Source organism: Cognatishimia sp. WU-CL00825 (assembly GCF_040364665.1).
Taxonomy (GTDB): domain Bacteria; phylum Pseudomonadota; class Alphaproteobacteria; order Rhodobacterales; family Rhodobacteraceae; genus Cognatishimia.
This window is the reverse complement of record NZ_BAABWX010000001.1, coordinates 1,345,843-1,363,405: the sequence shown is the minus strand read 5'-3', so window position 1 is coordinate 1,363,405 and position 17,563 is coordinate 1,345,843. Positions and strand designations below refer to the sequence as shown.

17 protein-coding genes are annotated in these 17,563 nt (G+C 53.6%); 8 read left to right on the top strand and 9 right to left on the bottom strand.

Going from position 1 to position 17,563, the window contains the following annotated elements; translation table 11 throughout:
* The first annotated feature begins 74 nt into the window (after window positions 1–74).
* From gloA2 to ABXG94_RS06735, 7 genes are all read left to right on the top strand, one after another.
* Window positions 75–482, top strand: a complete 408-nt coding sequence (gloA2, locus tag ABXG94_RS06765; protein WP_353533070.1) for an SMU1112c/YaeR family gloxylase I-like metalloprotein — start codon at window positions 75–77, stop codon at window positions 480–482.
* Between the two features lie 289 nt (window positions 483–771).
* The gene (locus tag ABXG94_RS06760) at window positions 772–2,508 is read left to right on the top strand and encodes an ABC transporter substrate-binding protein (protein ID WP_353533069.1); all 1,737 of its coding nucleotides are present in this window, start codon (window positions 772–774) and stop codon (window positions 2,506–2,508) included.
* 121 nt (window positions 2,509–2,629) lie between these two features.
* Window positions 2,630–3,691 carry an ABC transporter ATP-binding protein gene (locus ABXG94_RS06755; protein ID WP_353533068.1) on the top strand — a complete coding sequence of 354 codons (1,062 nt, stop codon included), beginning with the start codon at window positions 2,630–2,632 and terminating at the stop codon, window positions 3,689–3,691.
* Window positions 3,692–3,700: 9 nt separating this feature from the next.
* Window positions 3,701–4,786 carry an ABC transporter ATP-binding protein gene (locus ABXG94_RS06750; protein ID WP_353533066.1) on the top strand — a complete coding sequence of 362 codons (1,086 nt, stop codon included), beginning with the start codon at window positions 3,701–3,703 and terminating at the stop codon, window positions 4,784–4,786.
* A gap of 1 nt (window position 4,787) precedes the next feature.
* Window positions 4,788–5,651: a carbohydrate ABC transporter permease gene (locus ABXG94_RS06745; protein ID WP_353533065.1), complete on the top strand. Its 864-nt coding sequence runs from the start codon at window positions 4,788–4,790 to the stop codon at window positions 5,649–5,651.
* An 11-nt stretch (window positions 5,652–5,662) separates the two neighbouring features.
* Complete coding sequence (locus ABXG94_RS06740; protein WP_353533064.1) at window positions 5,663–6,460, top strand: carbohydrate ABC transporter permease; 798 nt, start codon at window positions 5,663–5,665, stop codon at window positions 6,458–6,460.
* A gap of 1 nt (window position 6,461) precedes the next feature.
* On the top strand, window positions 6,462–6,740 hold the full coding sequence (locus ABXG94_RS06735; RefSeq protein WP_353533063.1) for a DUF2160 domain-containing protein: 279 nt from the start codon (window positions 6,462–6,464) through the stop codon (window positions 6,738–6,740).
* A gap of 104 nt (window positions 6,741–6,844) precedes the next feature.
* Here ABXG94_RS06735 and ABXG94_RS06730 read toward each other — a convergent pair whose 3' ends face one another.
* The 8 genes from ABXG94_RS06730 to amaB all read right to left on the bottom strand — a co-directional run bounded on the left by ABXG94_RS06730 (window position 6,845) and on the right by amaB (window position 15,398).
* Entirely contained in the window at window positions 6,845–7,957 is a 1,113-nt protein-coding gene (locus ABXG94_RS06730) for a M56 family metallopeptidase (RefSeq protein ID WP_353533062.1), read from the bottom strand.
* Window positions 7,947–8,339 (bottom strand): BlaI/MecI/CopY family transcriptional regulator, encoded by a 393-nt coding sequence (locus ABXG94_RS06725; protein WP_353533061.1) that lies wholly within the window; start codon window positions 8,337–8,339, stop codon window positions 7,947–7,949. The genes ABXG94_RS06730 and ABXG94_RS06725 overlap by 11 nt, the downstream gene beginning before the upstream one ends.
* A 158-nt stretch (window positions 8,340–8,497) precedes the next feature.
* Entirely contained in the window at window positions 8,498–9,790 is a 1,293-nt protein-coding gene (locus ABXG94_RS06720) for a branched-chain amino acid ABC transporter permease (RefSeq protein ID WP_353534015.1), read from the bottom strand.
* Window positions 9,791–9,795: 5 nt separating this feature from the next.
* Entirely contained in the window at window positions 9,796–10,806 is a 1,011-nt protein-coding gene (locus tag ABXG94_RS06715; protein WP_353534013.1) for a branched-chain amino acid ABC transporter permease, read from the bottom strand.
* A gap of 5 nt (window positions 10,807–10,811) precedes the next feature.
* Window positions 10,812–11,519 (bottom strand): ABC transporter ATP-binding protein, encoded by a 708-nt coding sequence (locus ABXG94_RS06710; protein ID WP_353533060.1) that lies wholly within the window; start codon window positions 11,517–11,519, stop codon window positions 10,812–10,814.
* Window positions 11,516–12,301, bottom strand: coding sequence for an ABC transporter ATP-binding protein (locus tag ABXG94_RS06705; protein ID WP_353533058.1), 786 nt, complete (start codon window positions 12,299–12,301; stop codon window positions 11,516–11,518). The genes ABXG94_RS06710 and ABXG94_RS06705 overlap by 4 nt, the downstream gene beginning before the upstream one ends.
* A 101-nt stretch (window positions 12,302–12,402) precedes the next feature.
* Window positions 12,403–13,587 (bottom strand): ABC transporter substrate-binding protein, encoded by a 1,185-nt coding sequence (locus tag ABXG94_RS06700; protein ID WP_353533057.1) that lies wholly within the window; start codon window positions 13,585–13,587, stop codon window positions 12,403–12,405.
* A 314-nt stretch (window positions 13,588–13,901) separates the two neighbouring features.
* Window positions 13,902–15,398, bottom strand: a complete 1,497-nt coding sequence (gene amaB, locus ABXG94_RS06695; protein ID WP_353533056.1) for an L-piperidine-6-carboxylate dehydrogenase — start codon at window positions 15,396–15,398, stop codon at window positions 13,902–13,904.
* A gap of 126 nt (window positions 15,399–15,524) precedes the next feature.
* Here amaB and ABXG94_RS06690 point away from each other — a divergent pair, with 126 nt between their 5' ends.
* The gene (locus ABXG94_RS06690; RefSeq protein WP_353533054.1) at window positions 15,525–16,424 is read left to right on the top strand and encodes a LysR substrate-binding domain-containing protein; all 900 of its coding nucleotides are present in this window, start codon (window positions 15,525–15,527) and stop codon (window positions 16,422–16,424) included.
* 37 nt (window positions 16,425–16,461) lie between these two features.
* Here the strand turns inward: ABXG94_RS06690 and ABXG94_RS06685 are convergent, their stop codons facing one another.
* Complete coding sequence (locus ABXG94_RS06685; protein ID WP_353533053.1) at window positions 16,462–17,559, bottom strand: ABC transporter ATP-binding protein; 1,098 nt, start codon at window positions 17,557–17,559, stop codon at window positions 16,462–16,464.
* Between the last annotated feature and the right edge of the window lie 4 nt (window positions 17,560–17,563).

Sequence of the window (17,563 nt, the reverse complement as noted above, 5' to 3'; positions counted from 1 at the left end):
ACATTGAATGGCAAAGATGATTTGCACGGCCAGACCTGCGCGCCTGTCGCCAAACCTTGCTAAAGGATTTTTTGATGATTTCCCTGAAGTCCATTCATCACGTTGCGGTTATTTGCAGCGATTACCGGGTGTCTAAACAGTTCTATACCAAGGTTTTGGGGCTAAAGGTTTTGGCTGAAAACCATCGGGCGGAACGCGACTCTTGGAAGCTTGATTTGGCACTTCCAGATGGCGGTCAGATAGAGTTGTTTTCCTTTCCTGCGCCGCCAAAACGTCCATCATCGCCCGAAGCACAGGGGTTACGCCATCTTGCATTTGCCGTGACTGACATTGAAAGCTCGATCCATGCCCTGACCAAAGCAGGGATTGCCACCGAAGAGCTGCGGGTCGATGAATTCACCGGCGCAAAATTCGTATTTTTCTCAGACCCTGACGGGTTGCCGATCGAGCTTTATGAGGTCAAGGCCACAGAAAATTTCTAGGGATTGAAGAAATTCTATATCGGATTGCGGCCATTGTTCTGGGCGTATTTCGTGATTTTTTTGCCGACCCTTTCAATTCTATGGCCAAAATATGCGTGTTTCTTTTTGATAAATGAGGCGTTCCTTTGAGAATGTTTTTGTTTTATTACAAATGTTTACATTGCCTCTTTTTCAATAAATCCGTCTGCAAACACCCATCTACTAATTTATTAGTTGACTGAGGCCCGTGCATTTGCAAACGTAAAGCACCCGGCGGAGAGGCCGGACTTTATACAATTGGGAGGAAAAGATGCGGACGTATCTTCTTTCCGCTGTTGCGGCTGTTGCCGTGATTGCGGGTACACACTCGGCCTATGCCGACGAAGCAGCTGCCAAGCGCTGGGTTGACGCGGAATTCCAGCCGTCAGCGATCAGCAAAGATGCTCAAATGGGCGAGATGAATTGGTTCATTTCTGCCGCAGCTCCGTTCAAAGGCATGGAAATCAACGTATTGTCCGAAGGCATTCCAACACACGGCTACGAAGCCGAAGTGTTGACCAAGGCCTTTGAGGAAATCACGGGCATCAAAGTCAATCACCAGATCCTGGGTGAGGGCGAAGTTGTGCAAGCGGTTCAAACGCAAATGCAAACCCAACGTAACCTTTATGATGGGTATGTGAACGACTCTGATCTGATCGGGACGCACTCTCGTTTGCAATTGGCCTATAACCTCACTGATCAGATGGCGGGCGATTGGGCGGCAACAACATCACCAACCCTGGACCTTGATGATTTCATGGGCACCCAGTTCACAACTGGACCAGATGGCGACCTGTATCAGCTGCCTGACCAACAATTTGCCAACTTGTATTGGTTCCGCAAAGACTGGTTTGACCGCGCTGATTTCCAAGAAGCCTTCAAAGCGAAATACGGCTATGATCTGGGCGTGCCAGTCAATTGGTCGGCTTACGAAGACATCGCTGAGTTCTTTTCTAAAGACGTGAAAGAAATCGACGGAACAGCCATCTACGGCCACATGGATTATGGCAAACGCGCCCCTGATCTGGGGTGGCGTATGACCGATGCATGGCTGTCGATGGCCGGTGCCGGTTCCAAGGGCGAGCCAAACGGCGTGCCGATTGATGAATGGGGCATCCGCATGGAGGCGGGCTCTTGTAACCCAGCCGGTGCAAGCGTGACCCGCGGTGGCGCAGCAAACGGCCCAGCAGCGGTTTATGCGATCCGCAAATGGGATGAATGGCTGCGGAACTACGCGCCTCCAGGTGCCGCAAGTTTTGACTTTTACCAGTCTCTGCCAGCACTATCCCAAGGCAACGTAGCCCAGCAAATCTTCTGGTACACGGCTTTCACCGCAGACATGGTGAAACCACAATCCGAAGGCAACAACACGGTTGATGGCGACGGCAATCCACTGTGGCGCATGGCTCCATCTCCACATGGTCCATATTGGGAAGAAGGCCAAAAGGTTGGTTATCAGGACGTTGGCTCATGGACTTTCCTGAAATCCACACCCTCTGATCGCGCCCAAGCGGCATGGCTTTACGCACAGTTCGTGACATCCAAAACAGTTGATGTGAAAAAATCACACGTTGGCCTGACTTTTGCCCGCGACAGTTCGGTGAACCACGCGTCGTTTACAGAACGTGCACCAAAACTGGGTGGTCTGGTAGAATTCTACCGTTCGCCAGATCGTGTGGCTTGGTCTCCAACCGGCATCAACGTGCCTGACTATCCAAAACTGGCACAAATCTGGTGGCAGCAAATTGGCGACGTGAACTCTGGGGCCTTTACCCCTCAAGAAGCGATGAACCGTCTGGCTGAAGAAATGGACATCACCATGGCCCGTATGCAACGTGCTGACGAAGCGCAAAGCGTCTACGGTGGTTGCGGTCCGCGTCTGAACGAAGAGAAAGACGCTGACTGGTGGTTTGCCAATGGTGGCGCTAAGCCAAAGTTGGACAATGAAAAGCCCGCTGGCCAAACCGTCAACTATGAAGAGTTGGTCGCCCGCTGGAACGCCAACTAACGTCACCCGTCTGACCTGACCCACTCCCCGTGACGACCAAGGTCTGACGCAGGCTGGGGCCCAAGTGGTCCCAGCCAATCTCCGCGAAACCGCGCGGTATCTCTAAATACAAAGGTGCAAAATGGCACTTGAACTCAAGAACTTATCCAAGGTTGTTAGCGGTGTGACCCACATCAAGCCGACAACCCTGACGTTGAAAAAAGGCCACTTCAACGTGCTGCTGGGCGAAACCGGCGCTGGCAAGACGTCATTGATCAAAATGATGGCTGGGCTTGATCCCATTGCCTCTGGACAGATCCTGATGGACGGCACTGATGTCACCAAACTGACAACGCAAAAACGCAAAATCAGCTTGGTCCACCAATTCTTTGTGAACTATCCGCATATGACGGTTTTTGACAACATCGCTTCGCCGCTGCGGGTGGCAGGCATGGCCAAGTCTGAAATCGAAGACCGCGTTGGCGAAGCAGCCGCCATCCTGAAACTGGGACCGATGTTACATCGACGCCCACACGAGCTTTCGGGCGGTCAGCAACAGCGGTGCGCTTTGGCGCGTGCGATTGCCAAGGACAGCCAGGCGGTGTTTCTGGACGAACCTTTGGCCAATCTGGATTACAAATTGCGCGAAGAGCTGCGTGAATTGTTGCCTGAATTGTTCGCCGATCGCGGAGCCGTGGTGGTTTACGCCACTTCAGAACCCGAAGAGGCCCTGTTGCTGGGCGGTGAAACGGCGCTGATGATGGATGGACGCGTGGCCCAATTTGGCACCACTGCGGATATCTACCGCGCCCCCGCAACTTTGACGGCGGCGGCTATTTTCTCAGATCCTCCGATCAATCACGCACCCGTTGTCAAGCAAGGCAACCAAATGGTGATGGGAGAGGTGCGCTGGTCTGTGACGGGTGACGCAGCAGCTCTTGCGGATGGCAGCTATTCCGTTGCAGTGCGGCCAAACCATATTCTGCCCAATGCCACCGATCAGGCCAATGTTGCCTTGACCGGACGCATTGGTGTGACCGAACTCAGCGGTTCTGAAAGTTCAGCCCATTTTGAATTTGACGACCACGGATGGGTCTCGCTCGCGCATGGTGCGCACCCCTATGAAATTGGGGAAAACCACACTTTCTACATGGATGCCGACGCGTGCTTATACTTTGCGCCCGACGGCAGCCGGGCCGCCTAGGGGGGCGAGATGGCTAAAATTACACTCAAAAATCTAAGGCATTCCTATTTTCCAGAGCCCAAGGGCCCGGAAGATTTCGCCCTCAAAGAAGTTGACGTCGATTGGCAAGATGGTGGGGCTTATGCGCTGCTTGGCCCATCAGGCTGCGGCAAATCCACTTTGCTCAACATCATCTCTGGGCTGCTGGTGCCGTCCGAAGGCCAGATCCTGTTTGACGGCAAAGACGTCACGCATCTGCCACCGGACCAGCGCAACATTGCGCAAGTTTTCCAGTTTCCGGTGATCTATGACACGATGACTGTCTATGAAAACCTGGCATTTCCGTTGAAAAACCGGGGCGTAGATCAAGCCACCATTGATAGACGCGTACAAGAGATCTCTGAGATGCTTGAAGTGTCAGATATGCTGGGACGCCGCGCTGCGGGGCTTTCACCGGACAACAAACAGAAAATCTCGATGGGCCGTGGGCTTGTGCGCGATGATGTGAATGTTGTGATGTTTGACGAACCGCTGACGGTGATTGACCCGCATCTGAAATGGAAATTGCGCTCAAAACTCAAAGAGCTGCATCAGAAAACCGGGCGCACAATGATCTATGTGACCCATGACCAAACCGAAGCATTAACCTTTGCCGATCAGGTGGTTGTGATGCAGGACGGCGAGGTGGTGCAAATCGGTACACCGGTCGAACTGTTTGAACGTCCGGCCCATACCTTTGTGGGGCACTTTATTGGCTCCCCGGGCATGAATGTTTTACCCGCCGAACTGCGACAGGGTGAAGCCTTTTTCTATGGTCATCACGTGGCCCTGGAAGGGGCGGTGAACCCTGGTACTTCGGGGCAGATTGAAATCGGCATTCGTCCAGAGTTTGTTTCACTAGATACATCCGGCATCGAAGCGCATGTGCGGCGCGTTGCGGATGTAGGCAGACACCGGGTGGTGGATGCCATGGTAGGCGAACAACGCGTGTCAGCGATCTTAAACGGCGATGCGCCAAATCAGGGCGATATCGTGCATCTGAACTTCAAACAAAATCAGACACGTGTTTATGCCGATGGCTGGAATGCGACCAAACCCGCAGGGAAGGGGGCCTGATATGAAGACCGAAAATCAAAAGGCATGGTTCTTTGTCTTGCCTGTCCTGTTGCTTGTGGCGTTTAACGCGCTGATCCCGATGATGACCGTTGTCAATTATTCGGTGCAGGAAACCTTTGGGGACAACCTGTTTTTCTGGGAAGGCCTGACGTGGTTTGAACAGATCTTACGGTCTGAGCGGTTCCATGCGGCGCTTGGCCGTCAGTTCCTGTTCACCTTTCTGATCCTGATCATTGAAATCCCGCTGGGCATCGCGATTGCGCTTTCTATGCCGCGCAAGGGCTTTTGGGTGCCGGTTTGTCTGGTGCTTATGGCGTTGCCTATGTTGATCCCTTGGAACGTTGTGGGCGCGATGTGGAACATATTTGCGCTGCCAGACATTGGCTTGATGGGCTATACGATCAACCATATTCTGGGCATTCACTATGACATGACCCAAGACCCTATTGCCGCCTGGATGACCATCATCACGATGGATGTGTGGCATTGGACATCGCTGGTTGTGCTGCTGTCTTATGCCGGGCTGGTTTCCATTCCAGACGCTTACTATCAAGCGGCCAAAATCGATGGGGCCTCTAATTGGTCGGTGTTTCGGTTTATCCAACTGCCCAAGATGAAAAACGTCCTGACCATCGCCATCTTGTTGCGGTTTATGGACAGTTTCAACATCTATACCGAGCCGTTTGTTTTGACGGGCGGCGGGCCGGGCAACTCGACCACTTTGCTGTCGATTGACCTGGTGAAAATCGCCCTTGGCCAGTTCGATCTTGGACCAGCCGCCGCGATGTCTCTTATCTACTTTGCAATCACGCTTTTGGTGTCATGGCTGTTTTACACCCTGATGACCAAAGACGATCTGAATTAAGGAGAGCGATCATGCAAAAACGATCCCTCGTTCCCATTGTCTATATCTTCTTCCTGATGCTGCCGATCTATTGGCTTGTCGCGATGAGCTTTAAGACAACCAATGAAATCCTGTCCGGCTTTTCGCTGTTTCCACAGACCTTTACGCTGGACGCTTATAAAACCATCTTTACCGATCCAACGTGGTATTGGGGCTACATCAACTCGATCCTCTATGTATCGATCAACACGGTTATTTCGATTGCCGTGGCCCTGCCGGCCGCTTATGCCTTTAGCCGCTACCGCTTTCTGGGCGACAAACAGCTGTTCTTTTGGCTGCTGACCAACCGCATGGCACCGGCGGCTGTCTTTGCGCTGCCGTTCTTTCAGCTCTATTCGGCTGTGGGCATCTTTGACACCCACCTTGCGGTGGCTTTGGCGCATTGCCTGTTTAATATCCCACTCGCAGTTTGGATCCTCGAAGGCTTTATGGGCGGCGTGCCAAAAGAGCTGGATGAAACCGCCTATGTGGATGGCTATTCCTTCCCGCGGTTCTTCATGTCGATCTTTATCCCAACCATCAAAGCTGGTGTGGGCGTCGCGGCTTTCTTCTGCTTCATGTTCTCTTGGGTGGAATTGCTGCTGGCCAAGACCCTGACGGCGGTTGCCGCCAAGCCAATTGCCGCCACGATGACCAAAACTGCCTCTAGTGCCGGCTATGAGCTGGGTCTGCTGGCGGCGGCTGGCACGCTGACCATTATTCCGGGTGCCATCGTGATCTACTTTGTACGCAATTATATCGCGAAGGGCTTCGCGATGGGGAGGGTTTGATATGTTTTCTTGGATGGCATGGACGTGGCCAACGGCCCTGATCTTCATTGGGATCTTCAGCGCAATCGGGTTTCTTACGGTGGTTGAAATCAAATATCCCGGTGGGGCAGAGCGCAAGGGAATCCTTGGGCTCACCACCACCCGCGGTGACCGGTTGTTCCTATCGCTGTTGGGCACCAGCTTTATCTTTCTGATCTGGCTGGGTCTGATTGGGATGCCGCTCTGGGGGCCGCTGTTTATCTCGATCTGCTGGGGCATCCTTTGCTTTTGGAAGGTCTAGACCCCGTACAGATATCAAAGAAAGGGCGGTTGGAGACATTCCAACCGCCCTTTTCTATGGGAGAACTCTGTAGAACTCTGCGCCCTCAGCCGTATTAAACCGCGTCACCAGCTGCGTTGGGCCAGTGTGTTTAACTGATTAAGGCGCTCCAGATTGGCAACGGACGACAACATCAACCGCTCGTGACTCCAGTCTGCAGGTTCGGCCAGCGACGTCGCGCCAGCCAGAACCAAAACAGCCATCACCGCTGAAAGCCCCCAGCCAAACAAACGTGTTTCGCGCGTCGGTTTGGCCTGATCACGGGCAATTTCAATAATGCGGTCTTTCAACATCGACCGACGCGCCAGAAAGGGCACGCTGCGCCCAATCAACGGCACGCCAAAGGCTGTTGGCTGCTGGGTGGCAAATCGCGTGCTGCGCGCAATATTCAACAATCGCATAGAGTAGCTGTGCGCATCAAACCCGCGACGGGCCAGATAGGCGCGATCGCAGGCCAATTCACCCAAGCGGCGCATCCGGCTGGATAGGAACCAGAAGCCGGGGTTCAACACCACCAGGGGCGAGAGCAATGACAAGATCACCTCTGCGTCGACATCTCCTTGGCGAATATGCTGCATTTCATGGCCAATCGACATTTGCATCGTTTGACAGTCGCTGCACATAGAGTCGGGCAGCACCACATAGTAATACCAAAGACCCCGTGTCGAGAACGGCACAGAAATTGCGGGGCTGATGACCACGCGCGTACGGCGCGTTTGCCGCATCAACTGTCCGGCTTGAACCGCTTGCCAAATTCGCCGGAAATTCATCACCAGATACCCAGCGCGCCCGACAAAGGCGACTATGAATACCGCAATGATAAACTGGGCCAAAAGCCCGCTGGCAGTTGTAAGTTGTTCCAGCCAAAGTGTTTTTGCCGCCAGTAAAGACGACATTTCATTGGCGCTGATAAAGAGATTGCCCTTTAGGTATTGGCCGACCACGACATCCGTGGCGTTCAAAGTCGCCGCATAGGGCGAGGCAACCAGATAGGGCTGCACCAAAGGCAACAGCGCCAAACTCACGATTGCTGTTACGCCCAAACGGCGGCGCGTCAGAAACCTGCGCCTAAGGCCTGTGAGGGTTAGTGCCCCTTCAAACAAACCAAAGACAATTGCGGCCACCAGGATCATCGATTGAATCCAGATCGCCCCCCCTACGATATGACTAACCGTCATCCTTTCTGATCCTTGTATCAATGATCTCTTTTATTTCCTGGATCATTTCGTCAGTCAGTTCCTCGTTATCCACCAGACGGGCGACAAGGGCCGTTGGCGTGCCTCCAAACAAGGAATTGGACAAGTTTCTGAGGGACCGCCCCTCATAGTCGCTTTTCTGGAGTGCGGGCTTATAAACCAAACTGCGCTCAACACGTTCGGACGTCACATAGCCTTTGTCATCCAAAATCTTCATGATTGTGGCAACAGAGGTATAGGCGCGCTTCATATCATCCTGCAACGCAGACATGATATCGCGCACAGAACCAGAGCCAATGCCCCAAAGGGCGATCATGAATTCAAGCTCAACATCCGTGAGCATTTCACTTCGACGGCGTGCCACCTGCACATCTCCAAAATCATAAACTATATAATTAGTACAATATCGGAAGAATTTGCGAAAGTCTTTTTTATAAGGCCATTCGTCGCGCAAGATTGCCCAAGCGTGGCAGAAAAGTCGGCGGGCGCTCTGGACGCCCGCCACAGTCGCCCTTCACAGAGCTATTTCTCTGGCAACAATCCACGTGGACTAAAGCGCAGGACCAGCAGCAAAATCAGCCCCATGGTCAGCGGGCGCATATAGGCCACACGTTCCAGAATGGCTTCGCGCAATGGCGACGTGGCATCCATGCCGGATGTCAGAACACTGACCAAAAAGATTGAAATCGGCTCGACCTCGACCCAGAGGAACCAGATGAACATGCCTCCCAGAACCGCGCCCCAATTATTGCCCGAACCACCGACAATCACCATCACCCAAATCAGGAATGTATAGCGCAGCGGTTGATAAGACGCGGGCGTCAACTGGCCATCCAAAGTGGTCATCATTGCCCCGGCAATGCCACAGATCGCGGCCCCCAAAACAAAGATCTGCAAGTGTCTCTTAGTGACATCCTTGCCCATGGCCTCGGCAGCGATTTCATTGTCACGAATGGCGCGCATCATGCGGCCCCAAGGTGAATTTAGCGCCAGTTGCATCAAGCTGACGATCAATATGATCACCGCCAAAAACAAGGCCGCATAGCACAATTTTACAAAAATCGTCGAGCCAATCACCGGATCTGCACCAATACGTTCCATCCAGCCCACAAAGCCTTCTGATTGTTGCAAATCCACTTCGTAGGGCACGGGGCGGGGCAGGCCGTTGACGTTTTTAACGCCGCGGCTCAGCCAATCTTCGTTTTTAAGCACAGCAATGATGATTTCGCCAATGCCCAACGTGGCAATCGCCAAATAGTCAGACCGCAATCCAAGCGCGGTCTTGGCAATCAGCCAGGCGGCCCCAGCGGCAAAAAGCCCACCAACAGGCCAAGCCAGCAGCACTGGCAGCCCCAGACCGCCCAAGAAGCCCTGTTGCGCGGGGTTCACTGCCTCGATCGCGGCCACAGCCGGATCAAAAGTTTCCCGAAACACAAAGAAGCCCACAATCAGGATCGCGCCAACTATCAACCCGCGCATTGCGCCTTTTGGCAGACGTCGCCACATCATGATGGCCGCAGTGATCACACCCACCATAATCAGCAAGGCCAACAAGATGCGCGGTCCACCGGCCTGCCAGGCCGGGGCGACAGGGGAAACCGACGTGATAACCACCGCAAGCCCCCCAAGGGCGACAAACCCGACCACGCCGACATTGAACAGACCAGCATAGCCCCATTGCAGGTTCACACCCAAAGCCATGATCGCAGAGATCAGTCCAAAGTTCAGCACAAACAGCGCGTTGTTCCAGGATTCAAAAACCCCAACCCCGACGATCAACAGGCCCATCAGGGCAAAGTAAATTGGTGTTTTCATATTGGTCATACCGATTGCCCCTTAAATAGTCCGGTCGGTTTAAACAGCAGGACAATGATCAGAATGGCGAAGGAAACGGCGAATTTGTAATCGGTAGATAACAATTGCACCAAACTATCCGGCACCCAGCCATCCGGGCCCAGATAAGTCACCACCTTCTTAAACGCATAGGTCAGCGTGACTTCGGAAAACGCGATCAGAAAACCACCGGCAATTGCCCCCAGCGGCGACCCCAATCCGCCTACAATAGCCGAGGCAAAGATCGGCAACAAAAGCTGCATAAACACAAAAGGCTTAAAGCTTTTGTCTAGCCCGTAAAGCGTGCCCGCCACGGTCGCCAAGGCCGCAACAACCAGCCAGGTGATGGTGACAACCCGCTCAGGGTTGATGCCCGACAACAAAGCCAAGTCTTCGTTGTCCGAATAGGCACGCATGGATTTGCCCGTGCGGGTTTTATTGAGGAACCAAAACAGCAGCGCCACAGTGATCACCGCAACAACCAGCGTCAAAACCTGAGTGGTTTTGATCGCCAGCCCCTCTGATAACCCGGTCATCTCTTTGAATTCACGCGCTTTCATGATGAATCTCGCGCCGTCAGTAAAACGCCGATCATCGGTGCCCACAATCATGCGAATGATGCCATTCATCATGAACATCACCCCCATCGAGACGATCACCAACATCACCGGCGCGGCTTTGACACGACGGTAAAACTTGTAAACCGTGCGATCTGTGATCAGCACAAAGGCGGCCGCAGCCGCAATGCCAAAGGGCAGGGCCAACAGGGCAGTTGGCAACGGACCTAGCGAAATACCCCATTGCTGAAGCAGCGCCGTTAAAAGCAAAACAAACATGGTGCCAAAGGCCATTGTTTCACCATGGGCAAAATTGGAGAAACGCAGAATTCCATAGATCAGCGTCACCCCAAGGGCACCGATGGCCAATTGCGCGCCATAAGCAGAGGCAGGAACAATAACGAAATTGGTGAATGCCACCAAAGCATTGAGAATATCGATCATGATCAACCTCCCAGGAATGTGCGGCGAACTTCGGGGTTCGCCAAAAGCGCTTCGCCGGTGTCGGTATAGGCGTTTTTGCCCTGAACCAACACATAGCCTTTATCCGCGATTTCAAGCGCTTGCCGGGCGTTTTGTTCAACCATCAAGATTGAAATGCCCGTCTTTGCCACCTCGATAATGCGGTCAAACAGCTCATCCATCACAATTGGGGACACACCCGCCGTTGGTTCATCCAGCATTAACAGTTTGGGCTGTGTCATCAGCGCACGGCCAACCGCAACTTGCTGACGTTGCCCACCGGACAATTCACCCGCATTCTGATTGCGTTTTTCATATACTGCCGGAAACAGCTCATAGACCTGCTCGATGGTGTCTTCAAAATCATCGGTGCGAATAAACGCGCCCATCTCAAGGTTTTCACGCACGCTCATCGTCGGGAAAATGTTGCGCACCTGCGGCACAAATCCCATGCCCATATGCACGCGCTCTTGCGGTGAAAGCGCTGTGATGTCTTTGCCATCCAGCTTCACCGTGCCCGCGCGCAGGTTCAGCATGCCAAACACCGCTTTCATGCCGGTTGATTTGCCCGCGCCATTCGGGCCGACAATCACCGCGATCTCGCCTTTTTCGACGGTCAGATCCAAGGCATGTAAAATGTCAGGACCGGCCCCATAGCCGCCTGTCATTTGGGTTGCAGAAAGAAAACTCATGTCGCGCTCTCTTTCTTTTTGTTTTTCACGCCGGTGCCCAGATAGGCCTCGATGACCTGTTCGTTTGACATGATTTCATCCGCAGAGCCGGTGGCCATAACAGATCCCTGCGCCATCACGATCACCGGATCACACAGCTGTTTGATGAAATCCATATCGTGTTCAATCATGCAAAATGTATAGCCACGCTCGACATTAAGCCGCTTGATCGCGTCGCCAATTGTATAAAGTAAGGTACGGTTCACTCCGGCCCCAACCTCATCCAGAAACACCATCTTGGCATCCACCATCATGGTGCGGCCCAGCTCTAGCAATTTCTTCTGCCCACCTGAAACCTCACCAGCCCGCAGGTCGGCGATATGTTCGATTGTCAGAAACTCTAAAACCTCATCCGCCTTGGCCCGCAACGCGCGTTCCTGATCGGCAATGCGCTTGCGACCAAACCAAGTGTTCCACAGGGTTTCCCCATGCTGCTCTGCAGGCACCATCATCAGGTTTTCGCGGCAACTCATGGAATGGAATTCATGCGCCACCTGAAAGGTGCGCAGAATGCCTTTGTGAAACAAGCTGTGTGGTTTCAACCCGGTGATGTCCTCACCGTCAAAATACACTTGTCCGCTGGTCGGTGTCAGCACCCCAGCAATGCAGTTAAAGAGCGACGTTTTCCCTGCGCCATTTGGGCCAATCAACCCGGTAATGGTGCCTTGTTCAATGGTCAGTGAAGCGCCATCAACTGCGCGGAATCCGCCGAAATGCATGTGTAGGTCACGCACTTCGATCATGTGGTATGTCCCCGTTGTTTATGTGGACCGCCTCTTGCGGGCGATGCCATGTGCAAAAGCCCGAGGCACTGCCCCGGGCTTGGTCATATTATACGACCGTCTTAGCGATATGCGATGGTTTCTTGCTTGCCCTTGATGGTCTTGATCACCCGGTAGGCACCGGACGCTTCACCTGGCTCAATCAGCTCCAAAGCGGATGCACCAACAAAGTCGATTTCGCCACCGTTGGCCAGGATCTCCAGTGCTTTCGCCAGTTCACCTGGGAAAATCTGTTCGCCCGGTGCGTTGGCCACGTCAAACATTTTCATTTTGTAAACAGCTGGATCGTTAGAATTCGCCGCTTGCATCGCCAGCAACAGGATAGACGCCGCATCATAAGATTCAGGAGAGAATGGCGCAGTTGCGTCAAAGCCGTTTGCCTCGCCAATTGGCGTATACAAATCACCACCCGGAGCATCAGTGCCCGGTACCTGGCCCAATGTCCCGTCTAGATCAGAACCAAAGTTTGCTTCGGTTGCGGAACCAACCATTGCGTCCGGCAGGTGGAACAGATCAAATGCACCCGTATCAAGTGCCGCTTGAATGATACCTTTACCGCCTTGGTCACCATAGCCGACGACGACCAAACGATCACCGCCCGCGGATGCAAGCGCACCAACTTCTGCTGAATAATCGCCTTTGCCATCTTCGTGTGATGCGTTGATGGTCACTGTACCACCGTTGGCGGTATAGGCAGCTTCAAATGCGTCCGACAAGCCTTTGCCATAGTCGTTGTTGGTATAGGTCACAGCAACTGTGTCTACGCCGTTTTCCAACAGAATGTCTGCCATAACTTCGCCCTGACGCGCGTCAGAAGGCGTTGCGCGGAAGAACAAGCCATTGTCTTCAATAGTGGTCAGCGCAGGTGATGTCGCAGAGGGCGAAATCATGACCATGCCATTTGGAATGGCGACGTTTTGCAAAGCAGCAGTCGTTGCACCCGAGCACAGCGCACCAATGATGCCTGAAACACCTTCGGCAGTCACAAAGCGTTCGGCAACTGAGGTTGCGATCGCGGCATCTGCACAGGTCGAGTCGCCTTCAACCAGATTGATGGTTTTGCCGCCCAGGAATTTGCCGCTTTCGGAAATTTCTTTGACAGCCGCGCGTGCACCGCCGGCCATTGGTGGCGCATAAGATTCAGCAGGGCCGGTAAAGCCAAGCATCAGACCCACTTTGATTTCGTCAGCCGCAGCAGCGCCAGAAATCAGCGCCGTGGCAGCGCTTGCAAGTAGAATTTTTTTCATGTGTTTGCTCCCATGTTGGATTTTTATCCTGAGGCGAGACTAGATGGCGAATTTTGATTTGAAAAGGTCACCAAGGCCGCAGTTGGGGAAAAAGTAATTTTACCCACTGGTTTAAAAATATTTAGAAATATTTTTCGGGGTTCGCGACACAAAATGCAGAATAATAAGGTGGATTTGAAACTAATTTTTTGCGTTTTGCGTGATTTTTCGCTCGGGTCACGCAGTTCTTGCACTACAACACGGCTATTCGGGGGGATGTCTCACAGGAATGCTGCCCCAATGCAGGGGCAGCAATGTGTTCACTTTGGCAAAGGTTAGATGTCAAATTTGACGCCCTGAGCCAACGGCAACTCCGCCGAATAGTTCACCGTCGAGGTTTGTCGACGCATATAGGCCTTCCAAGCGTCTGACCCAGACTCGCGCCCGCCACCGGTTTCCTTTTCTCCGCCAAAGGCCCCGCCGATCTCTGCGCCCGAGGGGCCAATGTTCACGTTCGCGATGCCGCAATCAGACCCGGAGGCAGACAAAAAGCTTTCTGCTTCGCGCAGATTCAACGTGAATATGCAAGAAGACAGCCCTTGGGGCACATCATTTTGCATCTCTATGGCGTCGTCGAGCGTCTCATACCCCATGACATAAAGGATCGGCGCAAAGGTCTCTGTTTTCACCGTGTCAGATTGGCTTGGCATTTCGACAAGGGCAGGGGCCACATAGGCCCCGCGGGGCACGCCCTCAGTCACAGCCTGGCCACCGTGAACTTTGCCGCCCTCAACAACCGCGGCCGCCAAAGCGTTTTGCATCCCGTCCAATGCGGCATGATCCACCAGCGGCCCGATCAACGTGCCCGCATCGCGCGGATCACCGACCGGCAAAGAGCTATAGGCCTTGGCCAACTTGGCAACCAAATCCTCTTTGATCGAACTATGCACAATCAATCTTCGCAGGCTTGTACAACGTTGTCCTGCCGTACCAACAGCCGAAAACACAATCGCGCGCACCGCCATGTCGATATCTGCTGAAGGCGCAACGATCATCGCATTATTGCCGCCAAGTTCCAGAATAGACCTGCCCCAGCGCGCCGCCACTTTAGGCCCGACAATACTGCCCATGCGGGTAGAGCCCGTCGCCGATAGAACCGGAACATCTTTGGACATCACCAAGGCTTCGCCAATATCTGCGCCGCCAATAACCACTTGCGACAGCCCGACGGGCGCATCGCCAAACCGCGCCAACGCTTTGTCAAAGATCTTTTGGCATGCCAAAGCCGTCAGCGGTGTTTTTTCCGAAGGTTTCCAGATCACCGGGTTGCCACAGACCAAGGCCAAGGCCGCATTCCAAGACCAAACCGCCACCGGAAAGTTGAACGCTGAAATCACGCCACACGGACCCATGGGCAACCAGGTTTCACTCATCTTGTGGCCGGGGCGTTCAGAGGCAATTGTCAGGCCATACAACTGGCGCGATAAGCCCACCGCAAAATCACAAATGTCGATCATCTCTTGCACTTCACCCAGGCCTTCCGAGGTGATCTTGCCCGCTTCCAAAGTCACTAGCGCCCCCAGATCATCCTTGGCAGCGCGCAGCTCCTCCCCCAATAAGCGCACCAATTCGCCGCGACGCGGGGCCGGCACGCTGCGCCATGCTTTGAAGGCCGCCTTCGAACGCTTTATAACGGCCTGCATCTCGGCACGTGGTGTTTCAGTCAATCGCGCAACTTCGGTGCCATCAATCGGCGACCGCACCAACAGGCCCCCCCCGGTCAATTCATCAGCCGTGAACCCTAGTTTTTGCAGAACCTCAGAATGTTGCATCGCAATTCTCCTCATCGATATGCCAGAAAGGCCAGCTTTGGCTTTGCACCCAGATTATGCTTGGTTGATCTATATAAAAATACCTGAATAATGCATTTATATGTGAATAAAACTCATGGATGTGCGATGCAGACCCCTAACGATCTCCCAAGTTTTTCGATCATGCGGTGTTTTGAAGCCGCAGCAAAAAACCAAAGCTTTACTGCTGCTGCTGATGAATTGGGGCTCACGCAGGGGGCAGTAAGTCGTCAGGTCAAAGACCTCGAAGAACAATTGGGGCTTGCCCTGTTCACCCGTGCTGGGCGCGGCGTGCGACTGACCCGCGCGGGCGAGGCGCTGGCAACCAACCTGGCGCGCGATCTAAGCAAGCTGCGCAATACCATATTGCAAGCCGTTTCTGCCGGCCAAGCTCAAGAGCTTCTCTCGATCGCTGTGCCGCCCACCTTTGCCTCACGCTGGATGATCCCGCGGTTGCGTGATTTTACCAAGGCGTATCCCAATCTTGAAACCATGCTGATCAGCCATTCAGAGCCCTTTGACTTACAGCAGCGCTCGGTGGATTTGGCCATTCACTTTGGTCATGACGACTGGCCCGGCGCGCAGCTGACGCCGCTTTGCCCCGAAAACCTGGTTGTGGTGGCCTCGCCTGAATTGATCCGGTCCAACCCACAGAACAGGCAGGCTGATATTCTTAATTTGCCACTGCTGCATATCTCATCTCGGCCACATCTTTGGTCGCAGTTTCAAACTTCGCTGGGGCTTGATGGGCCAAACACCCGCAGGGGCAGCTACTTTGATCAGTTCTCGCTGGTGATTTCTGCCGCCATTCATGCGTTGGGCGCGGCGATCTTGCCGACATATCTGATCGAAAATGAGCTGGCCTCTGGGGCTTTGCTGCCGCTTGCGCCGGTGGCTGATCAATCCGGGCAAAACTATTATATGGTAACGCCGCTCGGTGAGCGGTCAGCCAAAACACAAGCCTTTATGCGCTGGCTAAAAGCCAACGTAAAAAACCGCCCCGCGTGATACGGGGCGGTCTTACAGGCTATCACATTGCGAGTGCCTAGTTCAAACGCTCGCCAGAGTTTGGCTCAAAGTAGGACACTTTGCTAAAATCAAACGCCAGTGAATGGTTTTCCCCAGCCACCGCGCTGGTGTCTGAATGCAGACGCGCAGTCACCGGCTTGCCGCCGAGCTTCATCATCACAAAAGTGTCGGCACCTGCGGGTTCAACGATGTCCACAAAACACTCGGCCTCGTGCACATCTGCCCCACCACGGCGACCCGGTTCTGCGATGTCCTCTGGGCGCAGGCCCAGCACAACATCATCGGGCAGGCTTTTGTGACGTGGATCATGCAGCACAATTGGCGCTTCGCCGGGACGTTCAATTTCAATTTGAACACCTGCACCATTGCTTTTGGTACGCGCCGGGATCAAGTTCATCGCCGGGTTGCCCATAAAGTCGGCCACAAACATATTGGCAGGGGTATTATAGATTTCGGCGGGGGTGCCGATCTGCTGAATAATACCGCCCTTCATGACCACAATCTTGGTGGCCAAAGTCATGGCTTCGATCTGGTCATGGGTCACATACACCATCGACGTGCCTAGGGTCTGGTGCAGCTTCTTGATTTCGGTGCGCATTTCTACCCGCAGCTTTGCGTCCAAGTTTGACAAGGGTTCATCAAACAAAAACAGCTTAGGGTCGCGCACCAGCGCGCGGCCCATGGCAACACGTTGACGCTGACCACCTGACAGCTGTCCGGGGCGACGATTGAGCAGCGGTTCAATCTGCAACTGCGCCGCCACTTCTTTCAGCTTTTCCGCCTGAGTGGCCGCATCCACACCGCGCACCTTCATGCCAAATGTGATGTTTTTGGCCACCGACATGGTGGGGTACAAAGCATAGCTTTGAAACACCATGGCAATGTCGCGATCCTTGGGGCTGACATGGGTCATGTCCTTGCCGCCAATATACAGATTGCCATCAGTGATGGGTTCCAGCCCCGCAATGCAGTTCAGCAGAGTTGACTTACCGCAGCCAGAGGGGCCGACCAGCACCAAAAAGTCACCGGGATCGATGGCCACATTGATATCTTTCAGGATCTCAACAGGCCCATAGTTTTTATAGAGGTTTTTAATGTCCAGAATAGGTTGCATCTGA